This is a genomic window from Allokutzneria multivorans (assembly GCF_039537405.1).
In the GTDB taxonomy this organism is placed as follows: Bacteria; Actinomycetota; Actinomycetes; order Mycobacteriales; family Pseudonocardiaceae; genus Allokutzneria; species Allokutzneria multivorans.
Genome location: NZ_BAABAL010000017.1, coordinates 71485 through 94880 on the forward strand (window position 1 = coordinate 71485; position 23396 = coordinate 94880).

Here is a 23396-nt window from a genome sequence, read left to right on the forward strand (position 1 = left end):
CCGGTCATGTACTCCGGGTCAATCGCGTGATCGAGTGGTCAGCCCCGGCACAACCGCCCCGGCAGCCACCGCTTGGCCGCGAACAGCTCCGTCTGGTCGGAGAAGTGCGGCGACGCGGGGTTGCTGGACTGGGAGTTCGCCAGGATCGTTCGCGCTTCCGGGCACGCCTTTCCGGTGAACCGCACCGCGAACAGGAAGCTCGTGCCGCCCACGGCCTGTCCCCGCGCGGTGGTTTCGACGAGGTTGTAGACGCCGAGCGCGTTGTCCCCGCCGTGCATCGGGATGCGCTTTCCCTTGCCGTTCAAGGCGAACTGGTGATCGCGGAGGGGTGCGTCGGGAGCGTGGCCCAGTTCGGTGACGGCCTTGGTGAAGGCGGCCCGGACGCGCGGGTCGTCGACGTCGAGCCCGCGTGGCGTGCGGACGGGGTCGGCGGGGGTGAACGGGACCAGCCAAGGGATGTCGCCGATCTCCTGCCAGAACTTGTCGAACAGCAGGGCACCTCGGCTGTCGAGATCGTTGCGGCGGTCCCACTTCGCGAGCGCGTCACAGGCTTTTCCGTGCTGTGGCATGGACTTGCACATGCGCAGCACGTCATCCGCCGCCAGCTCGCCCATGAAGGACCGGTTGGACAGCACCATTTCCTGGGCGTCGTGGAGGTTCGTGATGCGTTCCTGGAGGCCGAAGCGGGTGCGCGGCGAACGTTCGGCGCCCTCGGTGCCGAAGACCCGGGGGAAGCCGTTGAGGGGCTGCTCGGCGCTGGTCAGCCAGTGCGAGTCATTGGAGTTCGCCAGCTGCTCCGTGCTGATCAAGTTCGGCATGCGGTGCGCGCCGAAGGTCCCTGGCACAAGGGAATCGCGGTCGGTCCCGGGTGCGCAGTCCGCTCGCGAACCGTCCAGCACGGGCAGCCCCGCGCGCTCGAACAGCTCGCGTCCCTTCGCGGTGTTGCACCGACGTGCGTGCGCGTCGGTGATGTGCGGGACGGCTTGGACGTTGGCGAAGAGCCCCTTGCCGTTCCGGTCGCTCGCCACCACGTTCGCGTAGGACGTTCCGCCGTTGGCGAAGATCGACCTGCGCAGCTGCTCGACCGACTCGGCGCGAGGGAACTCCACCATGGAGTTGGCTCCCCGCACCGACTTCGCGTTCGCGTCGATGAGCACGAAGGCTCGCTCGGCGGTCCAGTCCAGGCGCTCCGCCGCGCGCTCGCCGAGCCACGGGCTGACCACCATGGAGGTGATCACCGGGCCGTAGCGGGTGGACCACAGCGACCGGCTCTGCGGCTCGCCGCCACGGACATCGACGGTGATCTTGTGCTCTGCCATCCTCTCCGTGCGACCGTCCACTGTGTACGCAGTCGGGTCGCCGGGGACGAGCTTCACCTCCGTCAGCGCGTAGCTCAGCGAGGTCGCGATCGTTGCGGCCCAAGCGGTGTGGCGCGTGTAGCCCGCGACGGTCTCGGGTGTGCCGAGGAGGCTGGCACCGTCCACGTCGAGCTTGCCGGGGATGGTGAGGCGCGCCTGCCAGAACGATGCGATCCCGCGCCACGGCACGTGCGGGTTGCCCATGAAGACCTTGCCCGCCGCGATCGCATTGCTACCACGGGGAATCTCCGGTGCGGAGGGCGTCGGCGGGGCCTTCGGGCGGCTCGGCGGAGTGGCGTCGACGATGCCGCCGAGCGCGCGGATCGCCCCGTCCTGCGCGCTGATGTACCTCAGGCGATGGACATCGATCTCGGTGATCGGGGCTAGCCACTTCGCGCCGTGACAGCTCGGGTCGGTGTGCGTTTCCTGTGCCAGATAGCGGTTGTAGCCCTCCGCGTAGCCGCGCGTCAGGTCGCGGACGTCGTCGGAGGGGCCGACCGGCGCGCGTTGGGCCACGATCTGTTCGACCACGCGCCGGTCGATGAGTTCGCGGGCGTACACGTCGGCGGCGACGTTGCCCTGCGCCGGAGTACCGGCGGTGCGCTCCTCGCCGAAGTGCTTGGCCAGCTCCCCCTTGGTGGACAAGAAGATCTGGCCCAGCGCGCACAGGTGGTCGCGCGCCTGGGCGAAGCCGATCCCACGCCCGAGCCCCGCCTGGTCGCGCGCGACGATGTGCGGAACCCCGTGCGCGGAGCGGTCGATCTCCGTGGCTTGTGCGGCCAGAGGGGTGATTGTCGGAGCGAGGACGGCGGTTGAGGCGAGCAGCAGGTGGAGCTTGCGCAACGTGGAACTCCCAGGCAGTGGCGGTCTTCTGCCTCGATACTGGGTTCGTGTGCGCGCCGTGACATCAATCGACCGGTGGAACGCGTGAGTAGGGTGGTCACGTGGTTACGGAGAGCGTGTTCACGTGGGGTGCTCCGCCGCTGAAGTTCGGGCCGGGCGCTGCCGAGGAGATCGGGTTCGAGCTGGCGCAGCTGGGCGTGCGGTCCGCGCTCGTGGTCACCGACACCGGGGTCGCGGCCACCGGCTTCCCCGCACGCGTGGCTTCGGCGATCGAGTCCGCCGGGGTGACCGTCGCGGTGTACGACGGAGTGCGGGTCGAGCCGACCGACGTCAGCTTCGCCCAAGCGGTTTCCTTTGCCGCGCAGCAGGACTGGCAGGCGTTCGTCGCGGTCGGCGGGGGATCGGTGATCGACACCGCCAAGGCGATGAACCTGATGACCAGCCATCCCGCCGACGTGCTCGACTACGTCAACAAGCCGATCGGCAAGGGCATGGCGCCACCCGGGCCGCTGAAGCCGCTGATCGCGGTGCCGACCACGGCGGGGACCGGGGCGGAGAGCACCCCGGTGTGCGTGCTCGACCTGCTGAGCCTGCACGTGAAGGCCGGGATCAGCCACCCCCGGCTGCGGCCTTCGCTGGCCGTGGTGGACCCGCTGGCCACGCTGAGCATGCCGCCCGAGGTCACCGCCGCGTCCGGGATGGACGTGCTGTGCCACGCGCTGGAGTCCTACACCGCGCGGCCCTACGACACCTTCGCCAAGAAGAAGGCGGAGGAGCGCGTGCCCTACTGCGGCTCCAACCCGATCTCCGACGTCTGGACGGAGAAGACGCTTTCCTTGCTGAGCAAGGCTTTTCGGCGTTCCGTGCTGAACGGGAACGATCTCAAGGCCCGCACCGACATGATGCTCGCCGCGACCATGGCCGGGATGGGCTTCGGCAACGCGGGCGTGCACATCCCGCACGCGTGCGCCTACCCGATCGCCGGGCGCGTGCGCGACTACCGGCCCGCCGGGTACCCGCAGGACGAGCCGATGGTGCCGCACGGGCAGTCCGTGTCGCTGACCGCGCCCGCCGCCTTCAGGTTCACCTTCCCCACCGATCCCGAGCGGCACGTGCACGCCGCGCGGCTGCTGGACGCCGCGACCGCCGACGCCGAGCCGAACCCGAGGGAGAAGCTGCCCGCCGTGCTCACCGCGCTCATGCGCGACATCGGCATCCCCAACGGGATCGGCGCGGTCGGCTACACCGAGCAGGACATCCCCGCGCTGGTCGACGGCACGCTCAAGCAGCAACGGCTGCTCAACGTGGCTCCGCGACAGGTGACCGGTGACGCCATCTGTGAAATCTTCCAGGAGTCGCTGAGCAACTGGTGAAGCGGCTCGGTCCGTCTACTCCACATGAGAGCGACACTGTTCTTGGTCGGTGCCCTGGTCCTGGCCGTCAGCGGCTGCGGTGCGAACGCGCAGCCGAACGAGCCCGCGCCCTCGCCCTCCCAGGAGAAGCCGCCCGCCGTGACCGTCGCGAAAGGACAGAGCGGCGAGGTCGCGCTGAAGGTCGGCGAGGTGATCTCCGTGCCGCCGAGCGAAGGCGCTCCGCTGGTGAAGGACGCTTACGTGCGGCTGCACTTGCAGGGGGACGCGGAGTGGCAGTACCGAGCGATCTCGCCGGGGAGGACGAAGATCCCGACCAGCGCCGACGGCGCGTCGGTCACCGTTGTCATCAGCTGAGCCGAAAGCCCCGGCGCGTGGGAGGAACGCCGGGGCTTTTCGGTTGCCGTGCAACGAGAACTAGCTCGGCATCAGCACGGTGTCGATGATGTAGACGGTGGCGTTGGCGGTCTGGACGTTGCCGCAGACCACGTTCGCGTCGTTGACCTTGAACGAGGTGCCGGAGCCCGAGGTCTTGACCATGCCCTTCTGCAGCGTCTCGAAGTTGCCGGACGCGAGGTCGGCGGTGGTCAGCCGCTTCGGGACCACGTGGTAGGTCAGGATCTTGGTGAGCGTGGCGTTGTCGGCGAGCACCTTGTCCAGGTCCGCCTTCGGGATCTTGTCGAAGGCCACGTTCGCGGGCGCGAAGACGGTGATGTCCTTCGCGGTGTTCAGGGTGTCGCCCAGCTTGGCCTTGGTGACCGCGGCGACCAGGGTGGACAGCGCCGGGTTGTTGCTGGCCGCCGTGGCGACCGGGTCCTTGGCCATGCCCGCGAAGCTGCCGGGGCCGTCCTTCGGGACCGAGGCGCAGGCGGAGCCGAACTCGCCGGAGGCCGCGCTCGCGGTGGTGGTCATCGGGGCGGCCGACGACGGAGCCGGGGCGGAGGACGAGGCGGCGGGCGGGGTGTCCATGCCGCCGGAACACGCGGTCAGGCCGAGTGCGGAGACGGCGGCAGCGGCGACGAGGACGGCGGAGCGCTTGAACTGCATGGTGGGTTCTCCTTCATCAGGTGACCGTCACCGCGACGGAGTGCCATCCGGTGGCACCGCGCGGGAACGGCCTGGTGCGTTCTTCTGGTTGCCAGTCCCCACGGCCGTCGGCCGCGCGAACCTCGAATCGGTGCAGCCCCTTGTCGAGCTGGACGTTGGCGCGCCACTGGCGCCACGTGTCCGGGCTGACCTCGGTGCTGAGCTGGGCGGGTTGCCACTCACCGCCGTCGACGCGGAACTGCACCGCGCCGATGCCCCTGTGCTGCGCCCACGCGACACCGGCGACGGTCACCGGGCCCGCGGGGACCTGGGCGAAGGGCTTGGGAACGTCGATCCGCGATGCGGTGAGCACCGTGCCGATCGGGTCCCACTGCCGCTCCGTCCAGTAGGCGTCGTACTTGTCGAACGTGGTCAGTTCGAGGTCGACCAGCCACTTGGTGGCCGAGGTGTAGCCGAAGAGCCCCGGAACGATCTGCCGGACCGGGAAACCGTTGGTGGGCAACAGAGGCTCGCCGTTCATGCCGATCGCCAGCAGTGACTCGCGGCCGTCCATCACCACCTCGAGCGGCGTGCCGATGGTCATCCCGGCGTGGTCGGTCCCGACGAGCTGGTTCGCCCCGGCCTTGACCCCGGCCTCGCGGAGCAGCTGCGCCAGCGGGAAGCCGAGCCACCTCGCGGTGCTGGCGTACGGGCCGCCGACCTCGTTGGAGACGCAGCAGAGGGTGATGTCGCGCTCGATCAGCGGCTTGGCCATGAGGTCGGCGAAGCTCAGCTCGATCGGGCGGTCGACCATCCCGTGAATGCGCAGGCTCCATTCCTCGGCGGTCAGCTCGGGAATGACCAGCGCGGTGTCCACCCGGTAAAAGTCGCGGTTCGGGGTTTGGAACGGGGTGAGTCCGGGAAGCGAGAATTCGTGTCCGGTCGGACGGGCCGCCGCCGGGCTGACCGGAGCCGGGAGCTTGATCGCGGATCGCGATTGCGCGATATCACCGGAGCGCTGTTGCAGAATTCGGCCGACCGAGGCTCCCAGCAGGGCGTAGGCGGCCGTTCCCGCGCCTGCTGCGAGGAATGTCCGGCGGCTCGGCGAATCCGTGTCGGCATCAGCTCTGAGCAGCAGGTGCAGGACCGCCGCACCCGCGAGGATCGCGGCGAGGGAAGGCAGCGCGTCCAGCGCGGACGCGCCTGGCCTTGTCGTCGCCGCGAGGGCGCCGACCGCGCCGAGCAGGCCGATCATCACCGCGCCGACTGCGAAGCGGCGCACGGCCACGATGCCCGCGACCGCCGCGAAGGCCACCAGCGCGACGAGGATGCCGCCGAGCAGAACGGGCTTGTCGTAATTGCCGAAGGTGCTGATCGCGAAATCTTTCAGCCACACCGGCGCGAGATCGATCGCCGAACTGCCCACAGCCGTGACGGGAGAGGAGTTCGGCCCAGTCGCCGCGGTGACGAGTTCGGCGGTTCCGAGCGCCGCACCGGCGGAAAGGACGCCGATGAGCGCTGCCTTCCACTTGCTTGTCCGGTCGATGCTCACATGGGGCATTCGCGACGGGTCCTGGAGCGGATGGGTCCCATTTGTCAGCTCACTCGAATGGGTTAGTCGATTCGATTCTTCGCTCATAAAAGGAATCTACGCGCGTACGCGCGCGTGGTTCCTTACCGTTCCGTGAAACCTCGTCGGGCGTAGTAGCGTCCGGTCCGACCAATCCGGCTCGGCGCCGGCTTCGAAGTACAGATGTGAACGGCCTGGTCGAGAGGGGTGGTCATGCGTGATCGCGCACGAGCCGTGAGGCAGCTGCACGGCGATGGTGTCGCTTCGCCGACGCCCGAGGAACTGATGCAGCAGGTGGCTCGTGGCGACGAAGCCGCGTTCAACAGCCTCTACGAGGTGCTGGCCGGGCCGATCTACGGTGTGGTGCTGCGCGTCCTGAGGGACCAGGCGCAGTCCGAAGAGGTCGCCCAAGAGGTGCTGGTCGAGCTGTGGCGCACCGCGACGCGCTACGCGCCGGACAAGGGCTCCGTGCTGACCTGGGCGCTGACCGTGGCGCACCGGCGCGCGGTCGACCGCGTCCGCTCCGCGCAGTCCAGCGCCGATCGCGAGGACCGCGCCGGGCGGCTGGACACCGAGCGCCCGTTCGACGAGGTCTCCGAGCAGGTCGCGGCCCGGTTGGAGCGCGAGCAGGTGCGCGTCTGCCTGACCACGCTGACCGAGCTGCAACGCGAAGCCGTGATGCTCGCGTACTACCAGGGCTACACCTACCGAGAGGTCGCCGAGCTGCTCAGCTCGCCGCTCGGAACCATCAAGACCCGGCTGCGGGACGGTCTGATCCGCATGCGCGACTGCCTGGGGGTGGCGTGATGAATCCCGATGTGCACACCCTGACAGGCGCTTACGCCATGAACGCGCTCGACGAGATCGAACGCCGCGAGTTCGAGCGGCACATGGCTGTCTGCCCCGACTGCGAGCAGGAGACCAGGGAGCTGGAGCGCACCGCGGCCCAGCTCGGCATGGCCGCCGCGACCGCACCGCCGCCCGGCATGCGCGCCAAGGTCCTGGCCGAGGTCTCCAGGACCCGCCAGCTGTCCCCGATCGCTCCGCCCGCCGTGTCCACCGTGCAGAAGCTCCGGCCGAAGTGGGCGATGCCGGTCGTGTCGCTGCTCGCGGCGGCCAGTGTGCTCGCCGCCGTGGTGTTCGGCGTCGGCGCGCTCACCGCCAACCAGGAGCTGACCCGCGAACGCGCGCTGACCGAGCAGGTCTCGGCGATCGTCGGGGCGGCCGACGCGCGCACGGAGGTCGCGGGCAACGGCAAGGTCGTGTCGTCCAAGCTGCTGGGCAAGGCCGTGCTCCTGGCCAACGACCAGGTTCCGGCGCCTCGGCCCGGCAACGACCTCCAGGCGTGGTCGATCTCCGACACCGGCTACGTCTCGCTGGGTCTGATGGCGCGGACGCACTCCGGCAAGCACGCGCCGATGGTCTTCCCGACCTCCGGCATCAGCAAGATCGGTGTGACCCTGGAACCCTCCGGCGGGTCCGCGCAGCCGACCAGCACCCCCGTGCTGATCGTGCCCGTGGCCTGATCTGGAACTTCCCGGTCGTTGCCCCGGTGTGGGAGTTGTCCCCTGCCGGGGCTCGCCGTGCTGCACCTCGAACCACCCGTTCGTGGAGCGACGCCTCCGGGGCCGGAGCGCTAGTTTCGGCTCTGTGTCAAGGCTTCTCGCGCCGCTCGGCGCCGTCCTCATGCTGCCCCTGTTCGCCTCGCCCGCGCACGCCGCGACCACCGCCTCGATCAAGCCCGTCTGCGACGCCGCGACCTGGGGCGTGAGCTACACCGCGACCAGTTCCGGCCACCAGAAGAAGGCCGGTATCGAGGTTCGCGTCGACCAGGCCATCGTCGAGGAGTGGGCAGACCACGGGCTCGGCGCCGCCGCCATGGGCGAACCGCGCCGCGCCAAGGCCAACGGCAACGGCACGTGGAGTGAGCGCGTGCGCCTGGTCAAGGGCACCGGCGCCCCCAACGAGACGCGCCCCTACAAGCGCACCTACACGCTCGACCTCACCGTCACCGTGCGCGGAGTGCAGACCCGAGCCTCCGGCTCCTGCTCCCTAACCCTCCGCTAGCCCCCGTTTATGCCCTCAATGACTCATTGGGGTACTTGAACGCGCTGAATGACTCATTGAGGTACTTGAGCGTCCTCAATGAGTCATTCAGCTACCTCAACGGACCAAACGCGGCATTCGCGGTGGGCTCGCGTGGTGGCCAGCGGGGGTTCGGGGTGCTTGAAGGCCGACGAACCCCACGCGCAGACCGCGGCGTAAGCCCTGAACGACCCGTTCAGTGCGTTTAAGGCACTGAACGGGTCGTTTAGTGCGTTCAACGCGTCAAACGGGCCGTTGGTGGTGGGAGTGGGGGCGCAGGCGTCAGGTCACGTCGCGGCGGCGGAGCGCGGCGTGGCTCACGGCGAAGGCGGCGGCGATGTAGGCGGCGAGCACTGCGGCGGCCAGCAGCGGAGTGCCCTGGGCTTGGACGCCGAACGCGCCGGTGATGGTGATCGGTTCGGAGCCGAGTCCCACGGCGAGCCGGTTGGAGCTGTTGCCCAACAGCAGTGTGCTCAGGAATCCCAGTCCTGGCACGATGTTCGCCAGCAACGCCAGGGCGTTCTCCGCGAGAACAGTCCACAGTAGACCGACGATGATCGCGGTGGCGGGACTGCGGGTGAGCATCCCGACGGCGAAGCCGACCGAGCCCCACGCGGCCATCACCAACCACAGCGAACCCAGCTCCAGGGCGAGCACGAGGGGATTGCCGTAGCGGGCAGGGCTGGCGTTGACGAGGGCGATCACGCCGCTGCTGAGCAGGCCGAGCGCCAGCGTCACCACGGCTACCGGCAGCAACGCCACGAGCAGGCCGAGGAAGCGCCCGCCGAGGAAAGCGCCGCGGTCGGACTGGCGGCCGAGGATCGTGCGCAGCGTGCCCCAGCGGTAGTCGCCGGTGGCCAGCAGCGCGCCGATCACGAGCATCACCGGCCCGCCGAAGGTCGGCAGCGCTCCGGCGACGTAGTAGTGCGCGCCCTCCGGGAGCAGGCCGGAGATCATATCGGCGGCCACGGTGGGCGCCATCGCCGAACCCTGTGTCAGGTAGACGATGTAGGGCACCAGGTACGCGAACACCACGACCTGGGTCGACCACATCCCTGCCATGGCGAGGACTCCGGGGCGACGGCGCAGCGCGAACAGCTCCGCCCGCAGGTTGTTCGTGATCATGCCGCGGTCACCCCCGTGAAGACGTCCTCCAACGTGCGCTCCTCCACGCGCAGCTCACTGACTTCGATGCCTTCGACGACGAGGCCCCGGTTGATCCCGGCAGCCGTCGCGGTACCTAGATCGACTTCAACTGTCGTACCGTCCCGTCGCACGCTCCGCACTCCGGGATGCGCGCGCAGTGCGGTTTCCGCCGCCGCTGCTGGCTCGGCCCGCACCACCAGGCGAGGGCCGCCGAGACGGGTCCGGATCTCCGCGAGCGTGCCCTCCGCGACCAAACGTCCACTGTGGATGATGCCGATGCGGTCGGCCACCTGCTCGACCTCGCCGAGCAGGTGGCTCGACAACAGGACCGTGCCGCCGTTGTTGGCGAAGTTCCTGACGAGTTCCCGCATTTCCCGCATGCCCGCCGGGTCGAGACCGTTGGTCGGTTCGTCCAGGATCAGCAGCTCGGGCTTGCCCAGCAGTGCTGCCGCGACGCCGAGCCGCTGCTTCATCCCGAGCGAGTAGCCGGTGAAGCGGTCGCCCGCGCGCTCGCCCAACCCGGACAGCTCCAGCGAACTGTCCACTGTGGAGTCGTCGAGTCCCGAGTAGCGTGCGAGCAGGCGGAGGTTGTCGCGTCCGCTGAGGTGCGGGTAGAACGCGGGCGACTCGACGAGCGAGCCGATCCGCGCGACAGAGCTGGGGTCTCCCAAGGGTTTTCCGAACACCGTGCCCGTGCCGGTCGTCGGTCGGATAAGCCCGAGCAGCATGCGCATCGTGGTGGTCTTGCCAGCGCCGTTGCGCCCGAGGAAGCCGTAGACCTCGCCCGCGCGCACGCTGAGATCCAGTTCCCGGACCGCGTGCACGGTGCCGTAGGACTTGCCCAAGCCGGCTAACTCGATCATGTCAGCATCTCCTTGAGCGCCGCGCTGTAGTCCTCGAAAGCCCTGCGCCCCTTGGTGGTCAGCTCCACGTAGGTGACCGGGGTGCGCCGCTGGTGCGCCTTGGTGATCTCGACGTAGCCCGCGTCCTCCAGCTTGCGCAGGTGCGTCGACAGGTTCCCCGCCGTCATGTCGAGCAGTTCTTGCAGGCGCGGGAAGGTGATCCGGTCGCCGCTGGGCAGCGCGGCCAGGGCGACCGTGACGCGCAGGCGGGCTTGCGCGTGGATCACCGGATCCAGCTCGGGCAGGCCCGCCGTCATGCCGACCTCGCCTCGCGCGCGAAGTGGACGGCGAGGCCGAGCAGCGCGCCGCCTCCGGCAAGGCCCAGCACCAGCAGGTTCGCCGGAACGCCGACGTAGACGCTCGCGCTCGCGGCGAGCAGCAGCCAGACACCCGCGCCGTACTCCGGGACGCTGCGCCGCTGCGCCGCGCCGAGCATGGTCAGCAGCCCCATGATCAGCAGCGGGCCCGTCGTCCACAGCAGGGCGGTGACCTCGATGCTCACGCCGAGCTTCACCGTGAAGCCGACGTTGATCGCGGTCAGCGCCCAGAACCCGAGCGTCCACGTCCAGCCGTACAGCGCTCCGCTGAGCCGTGACTGCCCAGCGATCCCACGTGACGCCCGCACTCCGACCACAATGGACAGTGCGATCGATCCGACGACGGCCGCCGCGAAGACCGCGCCCGCCAACCACAACGGCAGCAGCTCGGGGCCGCTCGGCGTGGCCAGGAACATCAGTGTCCAGCCGGTCAGCCAGGTCGCGCCCCACAGGCCGAAGAGCAGCGCCCGGCTCGGCGACAGGCTCCGGTCCACCTTCGCCCGCTCGTCGCTGATCAGCGCCAACGACTCGGCTGGGGACAGCGGCCCCTCATCGTCCGCAGAACTCATCGTCACGACCGCCTCCTACTTTGCGATACAAAGTCCAACTACTTTGTATCGCAAAGTTGCAGGTCGGGCAAGGCGGAGCGAGATGGTTACGCGCGGCTCAGCGAACAGTCGCCGCAGAGGCCGCCGTTGGGCACGCGGTAGTAGAGGCAGCAGCTGCGTCGGCGGTAGCCGGTCGGTGTGAAGGCGCCGGTCTCGCTCAGTCGCGGGTCGGCGAGCACGGACATGGCGGTGTCCCACGTCCGCTGGTCCAGCTCGCCCGCGTTGGCGATCACCTTCAGCGTGCCAGCCAGCGAGGACGCGGCGTTGCCCCACAGCAGCCCTTCGGCCACCACTCCGCGCAGCGCCGCCACCATGCGCGCGAAGTGCTCGTCGAGCGCGATCTCGGCGAGCGTGTTCTTGGCTTCCCGCAAGGGCTCGGCGCTCGTGAAGCCGCTCTCCGCCCAGTGGATCTCATCGGCGGGCAACGCGGGCACGGGCTCGCCGAGCGCGACAGCGCCGAGCAGCGGCGACCACACCCGCGCGGTGTAGCCCTGGAACAGGATCGAAGCCCCGACACGCCTTTCGGCCGTGCCCAACCGCGCGCACACGTCGTCGACGCGCTCCGCGAGCCCCGAGCCGTCGTACACGTCGTTCAGCGTCGGCGCGTCAAGATCCGCGCCGACACCGACGACGAAGTAGCCCCCGAACCGACTCACTAAGCCGAGTAGTCGTAGAAACCGCGTCCGGACTTCTTGCCGAGCAGGCCGGCGTCGACCATGCGCAGCAGCAGTGGCGGCGGGGAGTACAGGGCTTCCTTGAACTCCGCGTAGAGCGACTCGGCAATGGCCTTCGTGGTGTCCAGGCCGATCAGGTCGGCCAGGCGCAGCGGGCCCATCGGGTGGGCGCAGCCGAGCACCATGCCGTTGTCGATGTCGTCGGCGGAGGCGAAACCGGACTCCAGCATCCGGATCGCGGACAGCAGGTAGGGGATCAGCAGCGCGTTGACGATGAAGCCCGCGCGGTCCTGCGACCGGATGACCTGCTTGCCCAGCACGGTCGCGGCGAACTCCTCCGCGCGCCGCGAGGTCTCCTCGCCGGTGAGCAGCGACGTGACCAGCTCGACCAGCTTCAGCACCGGGACCGGGTTGAAGAAGTGGATGCCGATGACCTGCTCGGGCCGCTGCGTGGCCATGCCGAGCTTCATGATCGGGATGGACGAGGTGTTCGACGCGAAGATCGCGTCCGGGCGGGTGACGACCTTGTCCAGCGTCGCGAAGACGTCGACCTTGGTCTGCTCGTGCTCGGCGACCGCCTCGATCACCAGGTCCCGGTCGGCGAACTCGCCGAGGTCGGTGGTCAGCCGGAGCCGCCCCAGCGCCTCGTCGCGCTCCTCGGGAGCCATCTTGCCCTTGCTGACGGCGCGGTCGACGGACTTGGTGATCCGGGAGCGCCCGGCGTCGGCCGCGGTCGAGGTGACCTCGCTGACCACGACGTCCAGCCCGGCGCGCAGGCACACCTCGGCGATGCCCGCGCCCATCAGCCCCGACCCGACCACACCGACCTTGCTGATGCCGCTCACGTCATCACCCTTCGCGGACCCGTTCAAAAACGAAACTCAGACGTTCCGACGATACTGGCCGCCGACTTCGAAGAACGCCTCGGTGACCTGGCCGAGCGAGCAGACCCGCGCGGCGCGCATGAGCTCGGCGAACACGTTGCCCTCGCCCATGGCCACCTCGCGCAGCCGCTTCAGCGCGGCCTCCGCGGTGTCGGCGTTGTTCCCGTGGAACTCCCGCAGCCTGGTGAGCTGCGACTGCTTCTCCGCCTCGGTGCCCCGCGCCAGCTCGATCGGCCCGGCCGCCTCCGACCCGCGCGGGTTGCGGAAGGTGTTCACGCCGATGATCGGCAGCGAGCCGTCGTGCTTGCGGTGCTCGTAGAGCATGGACTCGTCCTGGATGCGTCCGCGCTGGTAGCCGGTCTCCATCGCGCCGAGCACGCCACCGCGCTCGCTGATCCGGTCGAACTCGACCAGCACGGCCTCCTCGACCAGGTCGGTCAGCTCGTCGATGATGAACGCGCCCTGCAACGGGTTCTCGTTGCGCGCCAGGCCCCACTCGCTGTTGATGATCATCTGGATGGCCAGCGCGCGGCGGACGGAGTCCTCGGTCGGCGTGGTGACCGCCTCGTCGAAAGCGTTGGTGTGCAAGCTGTTGCAGTTGTCGTAGATCGCGATCAGCGCTTGCAGCGTGGTGCGGATGTCGTTGAAGTCCATCTCCTGCGCGTGCAGCGAGCGACCCGAGGTCTGCACGTGGTACTTCAGCTTCTGCGAGCGCTCGTTGCCGCCGTAGCGGTTCTTCATCGCCACGGCCCAGATCCTCCGCGCGACCCGGCCGAGCACCGAGTACTCCGGGTCCATGCCGTTGGAGAAGAAGAAGGACAGGTTCGGCGCGAAGTCGTCGATGTCCATCCCGCGCGCCAGGTAGGACTCCACGTAGGTGAAACCGTTGGCCAGGGTGAAGGCCAGCTGGCTGATCGGGTTCGCCCCGGCCTCGGCGATGTGGTAGCCGGAGATCGACACCGAGTAGAAGTTGCGCACCCCGTTGGAGATGAACCACTGCTGGATGTCGCCCATCATCCGCAGCGAGAACTCGGTGGAGAAGATGCAGGTGTTCTGGCCCTGGTCCTCCTTGAGGATGTCCGCCTGCACCGTGCCGCGCACCGTGGCGAACACCTTCTTGGCGATCTCCGAGGACTCCTCCTCCGACGGAGCGCGGCCGTTGTCCTCGGTGAACTTCGCGACCTGCTGGTCGAGAGCGGTGTTGAGGAAGAACGCCAGGATCGTCGGCGCGGGGCCGTTGATCGTCATCGACACCGAGGTGCTCGGCGAGCACAGGTCGAAGCCGCCGTAGAGCACCTTCATGTCTTCCAGCGTCGCGATCGAGACGCCGGAGGTGCCGACCTTGCCGTAGATGTCGGGGCGCTCGTCGGGGTCGCGGCCGTAGAGGGTGACCGAGTCGAAGGCGGTGGAGAGCCTGGTGGCCTTGGAGTCGGCGGAGAGGATCTGGAAGCGGCGGTTGGTGCGGAAGGGATCGCCCTCGCCCGCGAACATCCGCGCCGGGTCCTCGCCGTCCCGCTTGAACGGGAAAACGCCTGCGGTGAAGGGGAACCGGCCGGGCAGGTTCTCCTCGCGCAGGAAGCGCAGCAGCTCGCCGTGGTCGGTGTAGCGCGGCAGCGCGACGCGCGGAATCCTTGAGCCGGAAAGGGTTTCCCGCCACAGCTGCGTGCGCAGCTCCTTGTCGCGCACCTTCACCACGAGCTCGTCGGCCGAGTACGCCTCGACCGTCCTCGGCCAGTCCTCCAGCAGCGCGTGGCTGTCCGCGGCCAGCTCGCGCTCCGCCTCGGTGTGCAGCTGCTCCAGCACGTCGGTCTCGCCGCTTCGCTTCTCCACCAACGCTTTGCTCGCGGCGAGCTGCTGGCGGCGGCGCGCGATCTCGATCTGCTTCGCGGTCTCGACGTGGTAGCCGCGCACCGACTCGGAGATCTCCGCGAGGTAGCGCACGCGCGCGGACGGGATGATCTGCGCGATCCGCGTGGAGGCCTTGCCGGTGACCTGCGGCAGCACACCCTCGGCTGCCTTGAGCCCGTGCGTGCCCAACATGTCGCGCAGGAACTGGTAGAGCGCGGTCACGCCGTCGTCGTTGAAGGTCGCCGCGCTCGTGCCGAAGACCGGCATCTCCTCCGGCGGCGTGCCGAAGGCCTCGCGGTTGCGCACGAGCTGGCGAGCGACGTCGCGACGCGCGTCCTCGGCGCCCCTGCGCTCGTACTTGTTGATCGCCACCGCGTCGGCGAAGTCCAGCATGTCGATCTTCTCAAGCTGTGACGCTGCGCCGAACTCCGGCGTCATCACGTACAGCGAGGCGTCGACGAACGGCACGATCGCGGCGTCGCCCTGGCCGATACCGGGGGTCTCCACGATCACCAGGTCGTGCCCGGCGGCCTTGCACGCGGCGATCACGTCGGCCAGGCCGGACGGCAGCTCGGTGCCCGCGCCCCTGGTGGCCAGCGAGCGGAAGAAGATCCGGTCCCCGTCCAGGCAGTTCATCCGGATGCGGTCGCCCAGCAGCGCGCCACCGCCCTTGCGGCGGCTCGGGTCGACCGCGATCACCGCGATGCTCAGCTTGTCCTGCTGGTCGATGCGGAAGCGCCGCACCAGCTCGTCGGTCAGCGAGGACTTGCCCGAACCACCGGTGCCCGTGATGCCCAGCACCGGCACGTCCCGGCCTGCGGCGGCCCTGTGCAGCTCGGCGCGCTCGTCCTCGCTGAGCCCGCCCCGCTCGATCCGCGTGATCGCCCTGGACAGCGCCGCCTGCTCGCCGTGGAAGACCCCGGTCAGCGGCAGCGGCTCCAGCTCGACGTCGCAGGTGGCGACCATCGAGTTGACCATCTTCGCCAGGCCCATCGTCTGGCCGTCCTCCGGCGAGAAGATCCGCTCGACCCCGCGTTCGTGCAGGTGCGCGATCTCCTCGGCGACGATCACGCCGCCCCCGCCGCCGTAGACCTTGACGTGCCCGGCGCCGCGCTCGCGCAGCAGGTCGACGAGGTAGCCGAAGAACTCGACGTGCCCGCCCTGGTAGGAGCTGATCGCGATGCCCTGGACGTCCTCCTGGACCGCCGCGGTGACGATCTCGTCGACCGAGCGGTTGTGCCCGAGGTGGATCACCTCCGCGCCCTGGGCCTGCAGGATCCGCCGCATGATGTTGATCGACGCGTCGTGCCCGTCGAACAGGCTCGCCGCGGTCACGAAGCGCACCGGGTTCACGGGAACGTGCAACTCGGACACGGGTACTCCTCGGGCCGACGGTAGAAGCTTGGAAATAAAATAGTAGGACTTCCAAGTGAACCGGTACCAGTCGGTCCTGTGACCCCGCTCATGCGCGCGGTGATGTGCCGCCTCAACGGTGCCGCCGGGGTGTGCGTGTCTTCAAGACCACCGAACTCCCCTGTGGATCATCGCTAACCGCCCCAAACCCAGCGTCCCGCGAGGTTTGCCGTCGTTGAAGACCGCTGGGGCGGGGGTTTGCGTGTCTTGAAGACTGGCGAACCCGATGACTCTCGGGGCGCGGTCGTCAGGCCTTGAGCCAGGCCAGGACGGCGAGGACGCGGCGGTGGTCGTCGTTGGACGGCGGCAGCGTGAGCTTGGTGAAGATCGAGGAGATGTGCTTCTCCACGGCCCCGCCGCTGACCGAGAGCGAGCGCGCGATGGCGGTGTTGGTGCGGCCCTCGGCCATCAGCGCCAGCACCTCGCGCTCGCGCGGCGTCAGCTCGGTCAGCGGGTCGTTGCGGCGGCGCAGCGCGAACAGCCCGGCGACGACCTCGGGGTCGAGCACGGTGCCGCCTTCGGCGACGCGGTGCAGCGCGTCGGAGAGCTCGTCGAGCTTGGAGATGCGGTCCTTCAGCAGGTAGCCGACGCCGCCGGAGCCGGGCTGGCCCGCCTCGGCGAGCAGGTCGGAGGCGTAGGACTCCTCCACGTACTGCGAGAGCACGAGCACGCCGAGCCCGGGGACGGCCGAGCGGGCGCGCATGGCGGCGCGCAGGCCCTCGTCGGTGAACGAGGGTGGCATTCGCACGTCGACGACCGCGATGTCCGGCCGGTGCTCGATAGCGACCTCGACGAGGGAGTCGCCGTCGCCGACGGCGGCCACGACGGTCGCACCGGCCTCGCCGAGCAGCCGGACAAGGCCTTCGCGCAGCAGGACGGAGTCCTCGGCCAACACAACGCGCACCGCGTCACCCCTCTCGCGTTCGAGGGGTAACGCTACCGGTGCGCGCGGCTCAGGTCAGAGGAATGTCGGCGGTGAGCACGGTCGGCCCGCCGGAGGGGCTGGCGATGTCGAGCCTGCCGTCCACGGCGGAGAGGCGGTCCATCAGCCCGGAGAGGCCGTGGCCCTTGCCGACGTGCGCGCCACCGTTGCCGTTGTCGCGGACCTGGAGCAGCAGAACCTGCGCGTCGCGCTTCACGGTGACGGTGCACAGGGACGCCCCGGAGTGCTTGGCCACGTTGGTCAGGGCCTCGCTGACCACGAAGTACGCGGCGTTCTCCACGGACTCGGGCAGTCGCTCGCCGGTCTCCAGGTCGATGTCCAGCGCGACCTCGACCGGGCACCGGGCCGCGGTGGCAGTGAGTGCCGCGCGCAGGCCGCGGTCGGTGAGGATCGGCGGGGCGATGCCACGGGAGACCGCGCGCAGCTCGGACAGCGCTTCCTGGCTCTGCACAAGGGCTTCCTCGACCAGCGGACGCGCGGCCTCGGGGTCGTCGTCGAGCCTGCGGCGCACGGCCTCCAGGTCCATGTTCAGCCGGACCAGCCGCTGCTGCGGGCCGTCGTGGATGTCGCGCTCGACGCGGCGCAGCGTCTGCGCCTCGGCCTGCACGGCGGCGGTGCGACTGGTGGTCAGCTGCTCGGTGCGAGCCCGCAGCGCGGCGGCCTCGTTGGTGAGCATCAGGCGCACCATGCCGGAGTCGAAGGCGGCCAGGCCGCGCAGCACGTACGGCAGCGTCAGCGCGAAGAACAGCCCGATCGCCACGTAGCCGGTCAGGTGGATGAACTCCGAGTTCATCCCGAGCAGCGCGAACAGGTGCACGTTGTCGTTGGGCAGCGACCACTCCCACAGCGGGTAGGTGACACCGCCGAGCGCGACGGAGGACCACGTCACGGTCAGCACCCACGTCACGATGCGGACGGGGAACTGGACGAAGCCGAAGAGCAGGTCCCGCCACGACTGCGGGTCCTGGAGCGAACGCCACAGCCGCCCGAAGCCGCGCCCGTCGTTGCGCCGGTAGTAGGTCGGTGGGAGCTCACGCCGGTAGAGCCAGCGCACCCGCGCCCGCTCACCTGAGGCGTAGCCGCGCGCCGCCGCGTGGCAGCCCGCGAGGATCGCGATGCCGACCCAGATCACCGTCAGGCCGACACCCAGCCAGAAGGTCACCATCAACGGGATGAACGTGGCCAGCGCGATGAACAGCCCGGGGATCAGGTAGCCGAAATCCCTCCGGGCCTGGGCCCAGGTCACGGGGACTGGCCGGTACCGCTCGATGGTGTTCGTGGTCATGGCACAAGCCTGTTCTCTCGGCGCTGCCCGTTCCATCCGGCGACCCGCACACCGTCGGTGGGGCTAACCCCACCCCTGATCAGGTCCCTCGCATGCGGTGCGGCAGCTCCTCGTGGGTCAGCAGGAGGGTGTGGTCGGTGGTGCCGGAGACGATCCGCGCGCGCTCCAGGTTGTGCTCCAGGTAGGCCCACTCGATCTCGTCGATCTCCTCGACGGCGCGGGTGATCGTGGCCCTGTCGGCGGTGCCCCACGCGACCGGGACGGCGACGACGAAGTCCCAGTAGCCCATGCGCGCCCACGGGTGGTCCGGGCTGCTGGCGAAGCGGCACGTCACCGGGACGCGCTCGCCGACCGAGAGCGGGTGTCCTGGCAGGTGCTCCGCGCGCAGCGTGTGCAGCGCGAAGCGCCGGGGGACCTCGCGCGTCGTGGTCACGTCGGCCATCACGAGCACGGTCGCGGCGCCGTTGCTGTCCAGGTGGGCGATCATCCCCGGGCTGAGCGCGCCTCGGCGGAAGTACTGGTGCGGACTGCCGTTGGTCTGCCGCGCCCGCAGCAGGAACAGTCCGCCGAGCACCGCGAGCCCCAACAGGCAGCCGCCGACGACGTAACCCCACAACTGTCCACTGAGGACGAACGCGGCACCGGCGATGGCGAGCACCGCGGTGGTCATGCCGACGGTGATCAGCCACGGCCGGTCACCGCGCCGGTAGATCTCGTTGTACTGGCGCGCGTGGCCGCGATCGGGCTGGAAGTCGAAGCGCCGCTGGCCGTTCTTCGGCGACCACGAGGTTCCCCGGATGAGCGGGAACACCGGGACCGCCTCCGGTGAGACGTGCGGCTGGCCGCGGTCGTCCCAGGCCAGCTCCACGCCGAAGCGCTGCTGCGGGTAGCGCAGCTCGGGCGGCAGCTTGTCCGCGGGCAGCACCAGGGGCCGGTCCTTGCCCTTGAGCTGGCTCGCGCCGTGGGCCAGCTCGCCCAGCAGCACCCACTCGGCCGCGTCGATGGACGCGGTGACATCGCGCAGCACCTGCGCGTCGGCGATCGCCCAGGAGACCGGGGAGGCGTCGAAGTTCGACCAGTAGGCCGACTTCCGGCCGCTGAGGTCGTAGGCCACGCACGGGATGCGCTCGCCCGGCGACCACATCGCGCCGCCGGGCAGCTGGATCAGGCGCAGGGCGAAACGTGGCACGGTCGTGGGGGAGCGGGACATCTCGGCCATCACGAGCACGGCCGCCCTGCCGTCCTTGCCCACTTCGAGCACGACGCCCGGCACGACCTGGCCGCCGTGGTAGGGCCGCCAGGGCTGCCTGCGACCTGCGAGGACGAGGACGACCCCGCCGACCGCGAGCAGCACGCCCAGCACGCCCAGCGCGATCGCCCACCACGGGCCCGTCATCGCCCACGCGCTCAGCGCCAGCACCGGCAACGCTGCCCACAGGGCTCTGGAAAGGCCTGCTCGCCACTGCGCGTAGTGCCCGCTGGTGCTCCGCAGGTGCGCGTCGTCGACCTCCCACTGCTGGTAGCGCTGCGGGTGGGTGGCCGGAAGGCCGTGTCGCGGCTGGTTCAACTCCTGCGCTCCCATGATCGGAGTGGTTCACGAGGAACTTACTTGAGCCGGTGAACCGAGCGCGGGACGCACACAGGCGTACGTACGTATGAATGGATAGGCTCACTCCGTGGGACATCGCGAAGATCTGCTCGCCGGGGCGAAGCAGTGTCTGTACGAGCGGGGTTACGCGCGCACGACAGCCAGGGACATCGTCGCTGTCTCCGGCGCCAACCTCGCTTCCATCGGGTATCACTTCGGTTCCAAAGAGGCGCTGCTGACCGCCGCGCTGATCGAGGCGACCGAGGAGTGGGCGGCCGCCGTCGCCACCATGTGGGCGCCCGATCCCGAAGCGTCGTTCATCGAGCGCTTCGAGTCGCTGTGGAAGGCCGTCGTCGCCTCCCTCGCCGAACACCGCAACCTCTGGGTGTCCACCTTCGAGGCGCTCAACCAGGCCGAACGACTACCCGAGCTGAAGGAACGGCTCGCCGGCGACGTCGAGCACGCCCGCGTCGCCTTCTCCTTCGCCGGCCTCTTCGGCCCCGCGCCCGCGCCCTCTCCGGCGTCCTCGCCCCCCGCCGCGCCCGAGGCCGCGGACCGAGCCGTCGGCGCCTTCTACGTGGCGCTCATGCAGGGGCTGATGGTGCAGCGCCTGCTCGACCCGGAGCGCGCTCCGACCGGCGAGGACCTCGCGCTCGCCCTCCGCACCATCATCGAGCGCGCCGCCCCGCCCCCGGCCCCCCAACCACCTGAATGACTCATCCACTCCGTTCACCGTGCTGAACGAGTCATTCAGCCCGCTCAACCACCTCAACGAGTCGTTCCGCGCGTTGAAGTAGCTGAATGAGTCATTGAGGGCGCTCAACTCCCTGAATGACTCATTGAGGTACTTCGCGGAGGGCCGAAGTGGTGCGGTGACCGGGTCGTTCCACGTGCACTCCGAGCAGACCGTGGGTGGCCGCAGCACCGCACCAAACGGGTCGTTCAGGGCTTCAGCGGCGGGGGCGGAGTGCGGGGGTCAGGGGGTGAGGATGACCTTGCCGATGGTGGCGCGGGTGACGAGGGCGGTGTGCGCGGAGGCGGCCTCGCTGAGGGGGATGGGTGGGTTGACCAGGGGGATGAGTTCTCCGGAGGCCAGTGCGTCCATGGCGCGGCGTTCCAGGGCGCGGAGGCCGCCCGCGCGGTGGACGACGGCGGGGCCGATGGCGACGCCGGCGGTGAGGCTGCGGGCCCACAGGTCGTCCTGCGAGATCTTGGTGGACTCCCCGGCGGACCAGCCGAAGAAGTAGACGCGACCGCCCGCGCCGAGCAAGTCGAGCGACGCCTGCCCGACGGGGCCGCCGACGCTGTCGAGGACGAGGGTGACCTGGCGGGAGCCCAGGAGCGCGCGGACCTGATCGGGCCAGTCCTCCTGCGTGTAGTCGACGGCGATCTCCGCGCCGAGCCCGCGCACGAGGTCGACCTTCGCTGAGCCGCCCGCGAGGCCGACGACGGTCGCGCCGACGTTGCGGGCGTGCTGCACCAGGAGGTTCCCGATGCCGCCCGCGGCGGCGGTCACGAGCACGACATCGTCGGCGGTGATCGCGGCGGAGTGCAGGACGGCCATGGTGGTGCGGCCGGTGCCGATCATCGCGACGGCCGCACCGTCGGAGACGCCCGTGGGGATCTCGTAGAGCGACTCCACCTGAGCCACGGCCAGCTCCGCGTAGCCGCCGCTGGCCATGCCGAGGTGCGCGACGACGCGGCGGCCGAGCCAGTCCTCCGAAACGCCGGGACCGACCGCGTCGACGACCCCGGCGACCTCGCGGCCCGGGGTCATCGGCAGCTCGGGCAGCGGCATCGGGCCGCCGCCGATCCCGGCCCTGATCGTGGTGTCGACCAGGTGCACGCCCGCGGCCGCCACCCTGATCCTGACCGACCCCTCGCCCGGCGAAGGGTCGGGGACCTCTTGGTAGACCAGGGTTTCGGCCGGGCCGAACTCGTGCTGCCGGATCGCGCGCATGTCGTCTCCTCGCTCGTCGAGCTTGTCGGAGGCGACGCTAGAAGCCCAACCGGAGTTGAGGTCAAGCTCAGAACGGCTGCTGGTTCGGCTTGCAGACGAGCCCGGCCTTGGGCAGCTCCAGCGCGGTCAGGTACTTCTCGGCGGCGCCGTCGACGCAGTCGCTCGACCCGAGGCTGGTGTGCCCGAACGCGTCCACGTCGAGCAGGCGCGCGTTGCCGAGCTGCTCGGACATCCGCTTGGAGAACGTGTACGGCGTCGCCGGGTCGTTGTAGATGCCGACGACCAGCACGGGCGCCGAGGTCTTGGCGTTCCACGGGCCCCGGTAGACCTTCTTCGCGCTGACCGGCCAGTGCGCGCAGCCGACGAAGTCGTGGAATGCCTGGCGCCGACCGAAAGTCGGTGCTTCGCGCTCCCACGCGGCAGCGACCGAGGGCACGAGCGCGGGCGTCTTCGGGAACGGCTTGTCGGAGCAGTTGACGCCGTAGAAAGCGTCGTGCCCGGTGTAGGGAGCGTCGGTCGAACGGGACTGCGACGTCGACTGCGACAGCTGCTGGAGTTCGGTCGCCAGCTTGGCCAGCTCGACGGGGCCGGTCAGCGGGATGGTCTCCAGCACTCCGCCGACCTTCGCGACGAACTGGCTCAAGGTCATCGGGCCGCCGCCCTTGCGCAGCCGCTCGCGGATCGCGTCGAACTTCGCGCGCGGGTCACCCTCGCTGAACGCGCACTCCGGGCCCTCTTCCTTGCAGCGCTTGAGGAAGGCCGACAACGCGTGCTCGAAGGCGAGCGCGCGCTCACGGTCGTAGCGCAGCGCGTCGTTGGTGCGCAGGGACGGATCGACCGCGCCGTCGAGGATCATCGCGCGCACCTTGTTCGGGAACAGGTTCGCGTAGGTCGCGCCGAGCAGGGTTCCGTAGGACAGGCCGACGTAGGTCAGCTTCGCGTCCCCGACGGCCGCCCTGATCAGGTCGAGGTCGCGCGCGGTGTCCTCTGTGGACATGTGGTTGATGATCGGCCCGCCGACCTTGCCGCAGGACTTCCCGAACTCCGCGTGAGCGTCCACAGTGGACTTGATCTCCTGCGCGGTCACCGGGACCTGGGTCATCCGCGCCCGCAGCGCGTCAGCGCTCTCCTGGGTGGTGAAGCACTTCAGCGGGTTGCTCCGGCCGACGCCGCGCGGGTCGAACCCGATCAGGTCGAAGCGGTCGGGCACCGAGGAGGGGAACAGCACGCTCGGGATCGTGGCGAGCAGCAGACCGTCGGCGCCGGGACCACCGGGGTTGATCACGACGGAGCCGATGCGCTCGGCTGGCTTGGAAGCCGCGCGGCGCAACAACATCAGGTCGATCTTGCTCGCGCCGGGCTTGGCGTGGTCGAGCGGGACGGCGAGGTTGCCGCAGCTGTAGCGGAAGCGGTCCTCCGGCGGAACGAAGGTCAGCGCGTCCTCGGGGCACGGGCCCCACGCGACGGGAGCGGCGGGAGCCTTGATGACGGGCTGCGCGACTGCGGGTGCTGCTGACCCGATCAGTGCCGCGACGGCCAGGGTGATCACGGGGAACCGAAGCACTGAAAGCCCTCC

Annotated in this window: 21 protein-coding genes; 6 read left to right on the forward strand and 15 right to left on the reverse strand. The window is 69.7% G+C overall.

Features of this window, described 5'->3' with window-relative positions:
- Window positions 1-38: 38 nt before the first annotated feature.
- Window positions 39-2201 carry a penicillin acylase family protein gene (locus ABD798_RS21435; RefSeq protein ID WP_344877548.1) on the reverse strand — a complete coding sequence of 721 codons (2163 nt, stop codon included), beginning with the start codon at window positions 2199-2201 and terminating at the stop codon, window positions 39-41.
- 101 nt (window positions 2202-2302) lie between these two features.
- Between ABD798_RS21435 and ABD798_RS21440 the strand changes: the two genes are divergently transcribed.
- Both ABD798_RS21440 and ABD798_RS21445 read left to right on the forward strand, forming a co-directional pair.
- Complete coding sequence (locus ABD798_RS21440; protein ID WP_344877550.1) at window positions 2303-3574, forward strand: hydroxyacid-oxoacid transhydrogenase; 1272 nt, start codon at window positions 2303-2305, stop codon at window positions 3572-3574.
- Between the two features lie 24 nt (window positions 3575-3598).
- Window positions 3599-3928 (forward strand): hypothetical protein, encoded by a 330-nt coding sequence (locus ABD798_RS21445; RefSeq protein WP_344877552.1) that lies wholly within the window; start codon window positions 3599-3601, stop codon window positions 3926-3928.
- A gap of 60 nt (window positions 3929-3988) precedes the next feature.
- Here ABD798_RS21445 and ABD798_RS21450 read toward each other — a convergent pair whose 3' ends face one another.
- Together ABD798_RS21450 and ABD798_RS21455 are read right to left on the reverse strand one after the other, a co-directional pair.
- Window positions 3989-4618 carry a fasciclin domain-containing protein gene (locus tag ABD798_RS21450; RefSeq protein ID WP_344877554.1) on the reverse strand — a complete coding sequence of 210 codons (630 nt, stop codon included), beginning with the start codon at window positions 4616-4618 and terminating at the stop codon, window positions 3989-3991.
- A 16-nt stretch (window positions 4619-4634) separates the two neighbouring features.
- Complete coding sequence (locus tag ABD798_RS21455) at window positions 4635-6149, reverse strand: molybdopterin-dependent oxidoreductase (protein ID WP_344877556.1); 1515 nt, start codon at window positions 6147-6149, stop codon at window positions 4635-4637.
- Between the two features lie 231 nt (window positions 6150-6380).
- Here ABD798_RS21455 and sigK point away from each other — a divergent pair, with 231 nt between their 5' ends.
- The 3 genes from sigK (at window position 6381) to ABD798_RS21470 (ending at window position 8234) form a co-directional block, all read left to right on the forward strand.
- Window positions 6381-6974 (forward strand): ECF RNA polymerase sigma factor SigK, encoded by a 594-nt coding sequence (gene sigK, locus ABD798_RS21460; protein WP_344877558.1) that lies wholly within the window; start codon window positions 6381-6383, stop codon window positions 6972-6974.
- Entirely contained in the window at window positions 6974-7693 is a 720-nt protein-coding gene (locus tag ABD798_RS21465; protein ID WP_344877560.1) for an anti-sigma factor, read from the forward strand. The genes sigK and ABD798_RS21465 overlap by 1 nt, the downstream gene beginning before the upstream one ends.
- 124 nt (window positions 7694-7817) lie before the next feature.
- Window positions 7818-8234, forward strand: coding sequence for a hypothetical protein (locus ABD798_RS21470; protein WP_344877562.1), 417 nt, complete (start codon window positions 7818-7820; stop codon window positions 8232-8234).
- 300 nt (window positions 8235-8534) lie between these two features.
- Here the strand turns inward: ABD798_RS21470 and ABD798_RS21475 are convergent, their stop codons facing one another.
- The 10 genes from ABD798_RS21475 to ABD798_RS21520 form a co-directional block, all read right to left on the reverse strand.
- Window positions 8535-9377, reverse strand: a complete 843-nt coding sequence (locus tag ABD798_RS21475) for an ABC transporter permease (RefSeq protein WP_344877564.1) — start codon at window positions 9375-9377, stop codon at window positions 8535-8537.
- Window positions 9374-10261, reverse strand: a complete 888-nt coding sequence (locus ABD798_RS21480; RefSeq protein ID WP_344877566.1) for an ATP-binding cassette domain-containing protein — start codon at window positions 10259-10261, stop codon at window positions 9374-9376. The genes ABD798_RS21475 and ABD798_RS21480 overlap by 4 nt, the downstream gene beginning before the upstream one ends.
- Window positions 10258-10557: a transcriptional regulator gene (locus ABD798_RS21485; protein ID WP_344877568.1), complete on the reverse strand. Its 300-nt coding sequence runs from the start codon at window positions 10555-10557 to the stop codon at window positions 10258-10260. The genes ABD798_RS21480 and ABD798_RS21485 overlap by 4 nt, the downstream gene beginning before the upstream one ends.
- The gene (locus ABD798_RS21490; RefSeq protein WP_344877570.1) at window positions 10554-11192 is read right to left on the reverse strand and encodes a hypothetical protein; all 639 of its coding nucleotides are present in this window, start codon (window positions 11190-11192) and stop codon (window positions 10554-10556) included. Before ABD798_RS21490 ends, ABD798_RS21485 begins: the two co-directional genes overlap by 4 nt.
- An 80-nt stretch (window positions 11193-11272) precedes the next feature.
- Complete coding sequence (locus ABD798_RS21495; RefSeq protein WP_344877572.1) at window positions 11273-11881, reverse strand: (2Fe-2S)-binding protein; 609 nt, start codon at window positions 11879-11881, stop codon at window positions 11273-11275.
- Window positions 11881-12744, reverse strand: coding sequence for a 3-hydroxybutyryl-CoA dehydrogenase (locus ABD798_RS21500; protein WP_344877574.1), 864 nt, complete (start codon window positions 12742-12744; stop codon window positions 11881-11883). Before ABD798_RS21500 ends, ABD798_RS21495 begins: the two co-directional genes overlap by 1 nt.
- A gap of 36 nt (window positions 12745-12780) precedes the next feature.
- Window positions 12781-16005, reverse strand: a complete 3225-nt coding sequence (gene icmF / locus ABD798_RS21505; RefSeq protein WP_344877576.1) for a fused isobutyryl-CoA mutase/GTPase IcmF — start codon at window positions 16003-16005, stop codon at window positions 12781-12783.
- Between the two features lie 286 nt (window positions 16006-16291).
- Window positions 16292-16948 (reverse strand): response regulator transcription factor, encoded by a 657-nt coding sequence (locus ABD798_RS21510; protein ID WP_344877578.1) that lies wholly within the window; start codon window positions 16946-16948, stop codon window positions 16292-16294.
- A gap of 49 nt (window positions 16949-16997) precedes the next feature.
- Window positions 16998-18272 carry a sensor histidine kinase gene (locus ABD798_RS21515; RefSeq protein ID WP_344877580.1) on the reverse strand — a complete coding sequence of 425 codons (1275 nt, stop codon included), beginning with the start codon at window positions 18270-18272 and terminating at the stop codon, window positions 16998-17000.
- Window positions 18273-18351: 79 nt separating this feature from the next.
- A complete protein-coding gene (locus ABD798_RS21520; RefSeq protein WP_344877582.1) occupies window positions 18352-19854 on the reverse strand; it encodes a DUF3239 domain-containing protein in 1503 nt (500 codons plus the stop codon).
- Window positions 19855-19948: 94 nt separating this feature from the next.
- Between ABD798_RS21520 and ABD798_RS21525 the strand changes: the two genes are divergently transcribed.
- On the forward strand, window positions 19949-20575 hold the full coding sequence (locus ABD798_RS21525; RefSeq protein ID WP_344877584.1) for a TetR/AcrR family transcriptional regulator: 627 nt from the start codon (window positions 19949-19951) through the stop codon (window positions 20573-20575).
- 261 nt (window positions 20576-20836) lie between these two features.
- Here ABD798_RS21525 and ABD798_RS21530 read toward each other — a convergent pair whose 3' ends face one another.
- Window positions 20837-21820: a zinc-binding dehydrogenase gene (locus ABD798_RS21530; RefSeq protein ID WP_344877586.1), complete on the reverse strand. Its 984-nt coding sequence runs from the start codon at window positions 21818-21820 to the stop codon at window positions 20837-20839.
- Between the two features lie 67 nt (window positions 21821-21887).
- Window positions 21888-23384, reverse strand: coding sequence for an alpha/beta hydrolase (locus ABD798_RS21535; RefSeq protein ID WP_344877588.1), 1497 nt, complete (start codon window positions 23382-23384; stop codon window positions 21888-21890).
- Window positions 23385-23396 lie beyond the last annotated feature (12 nt).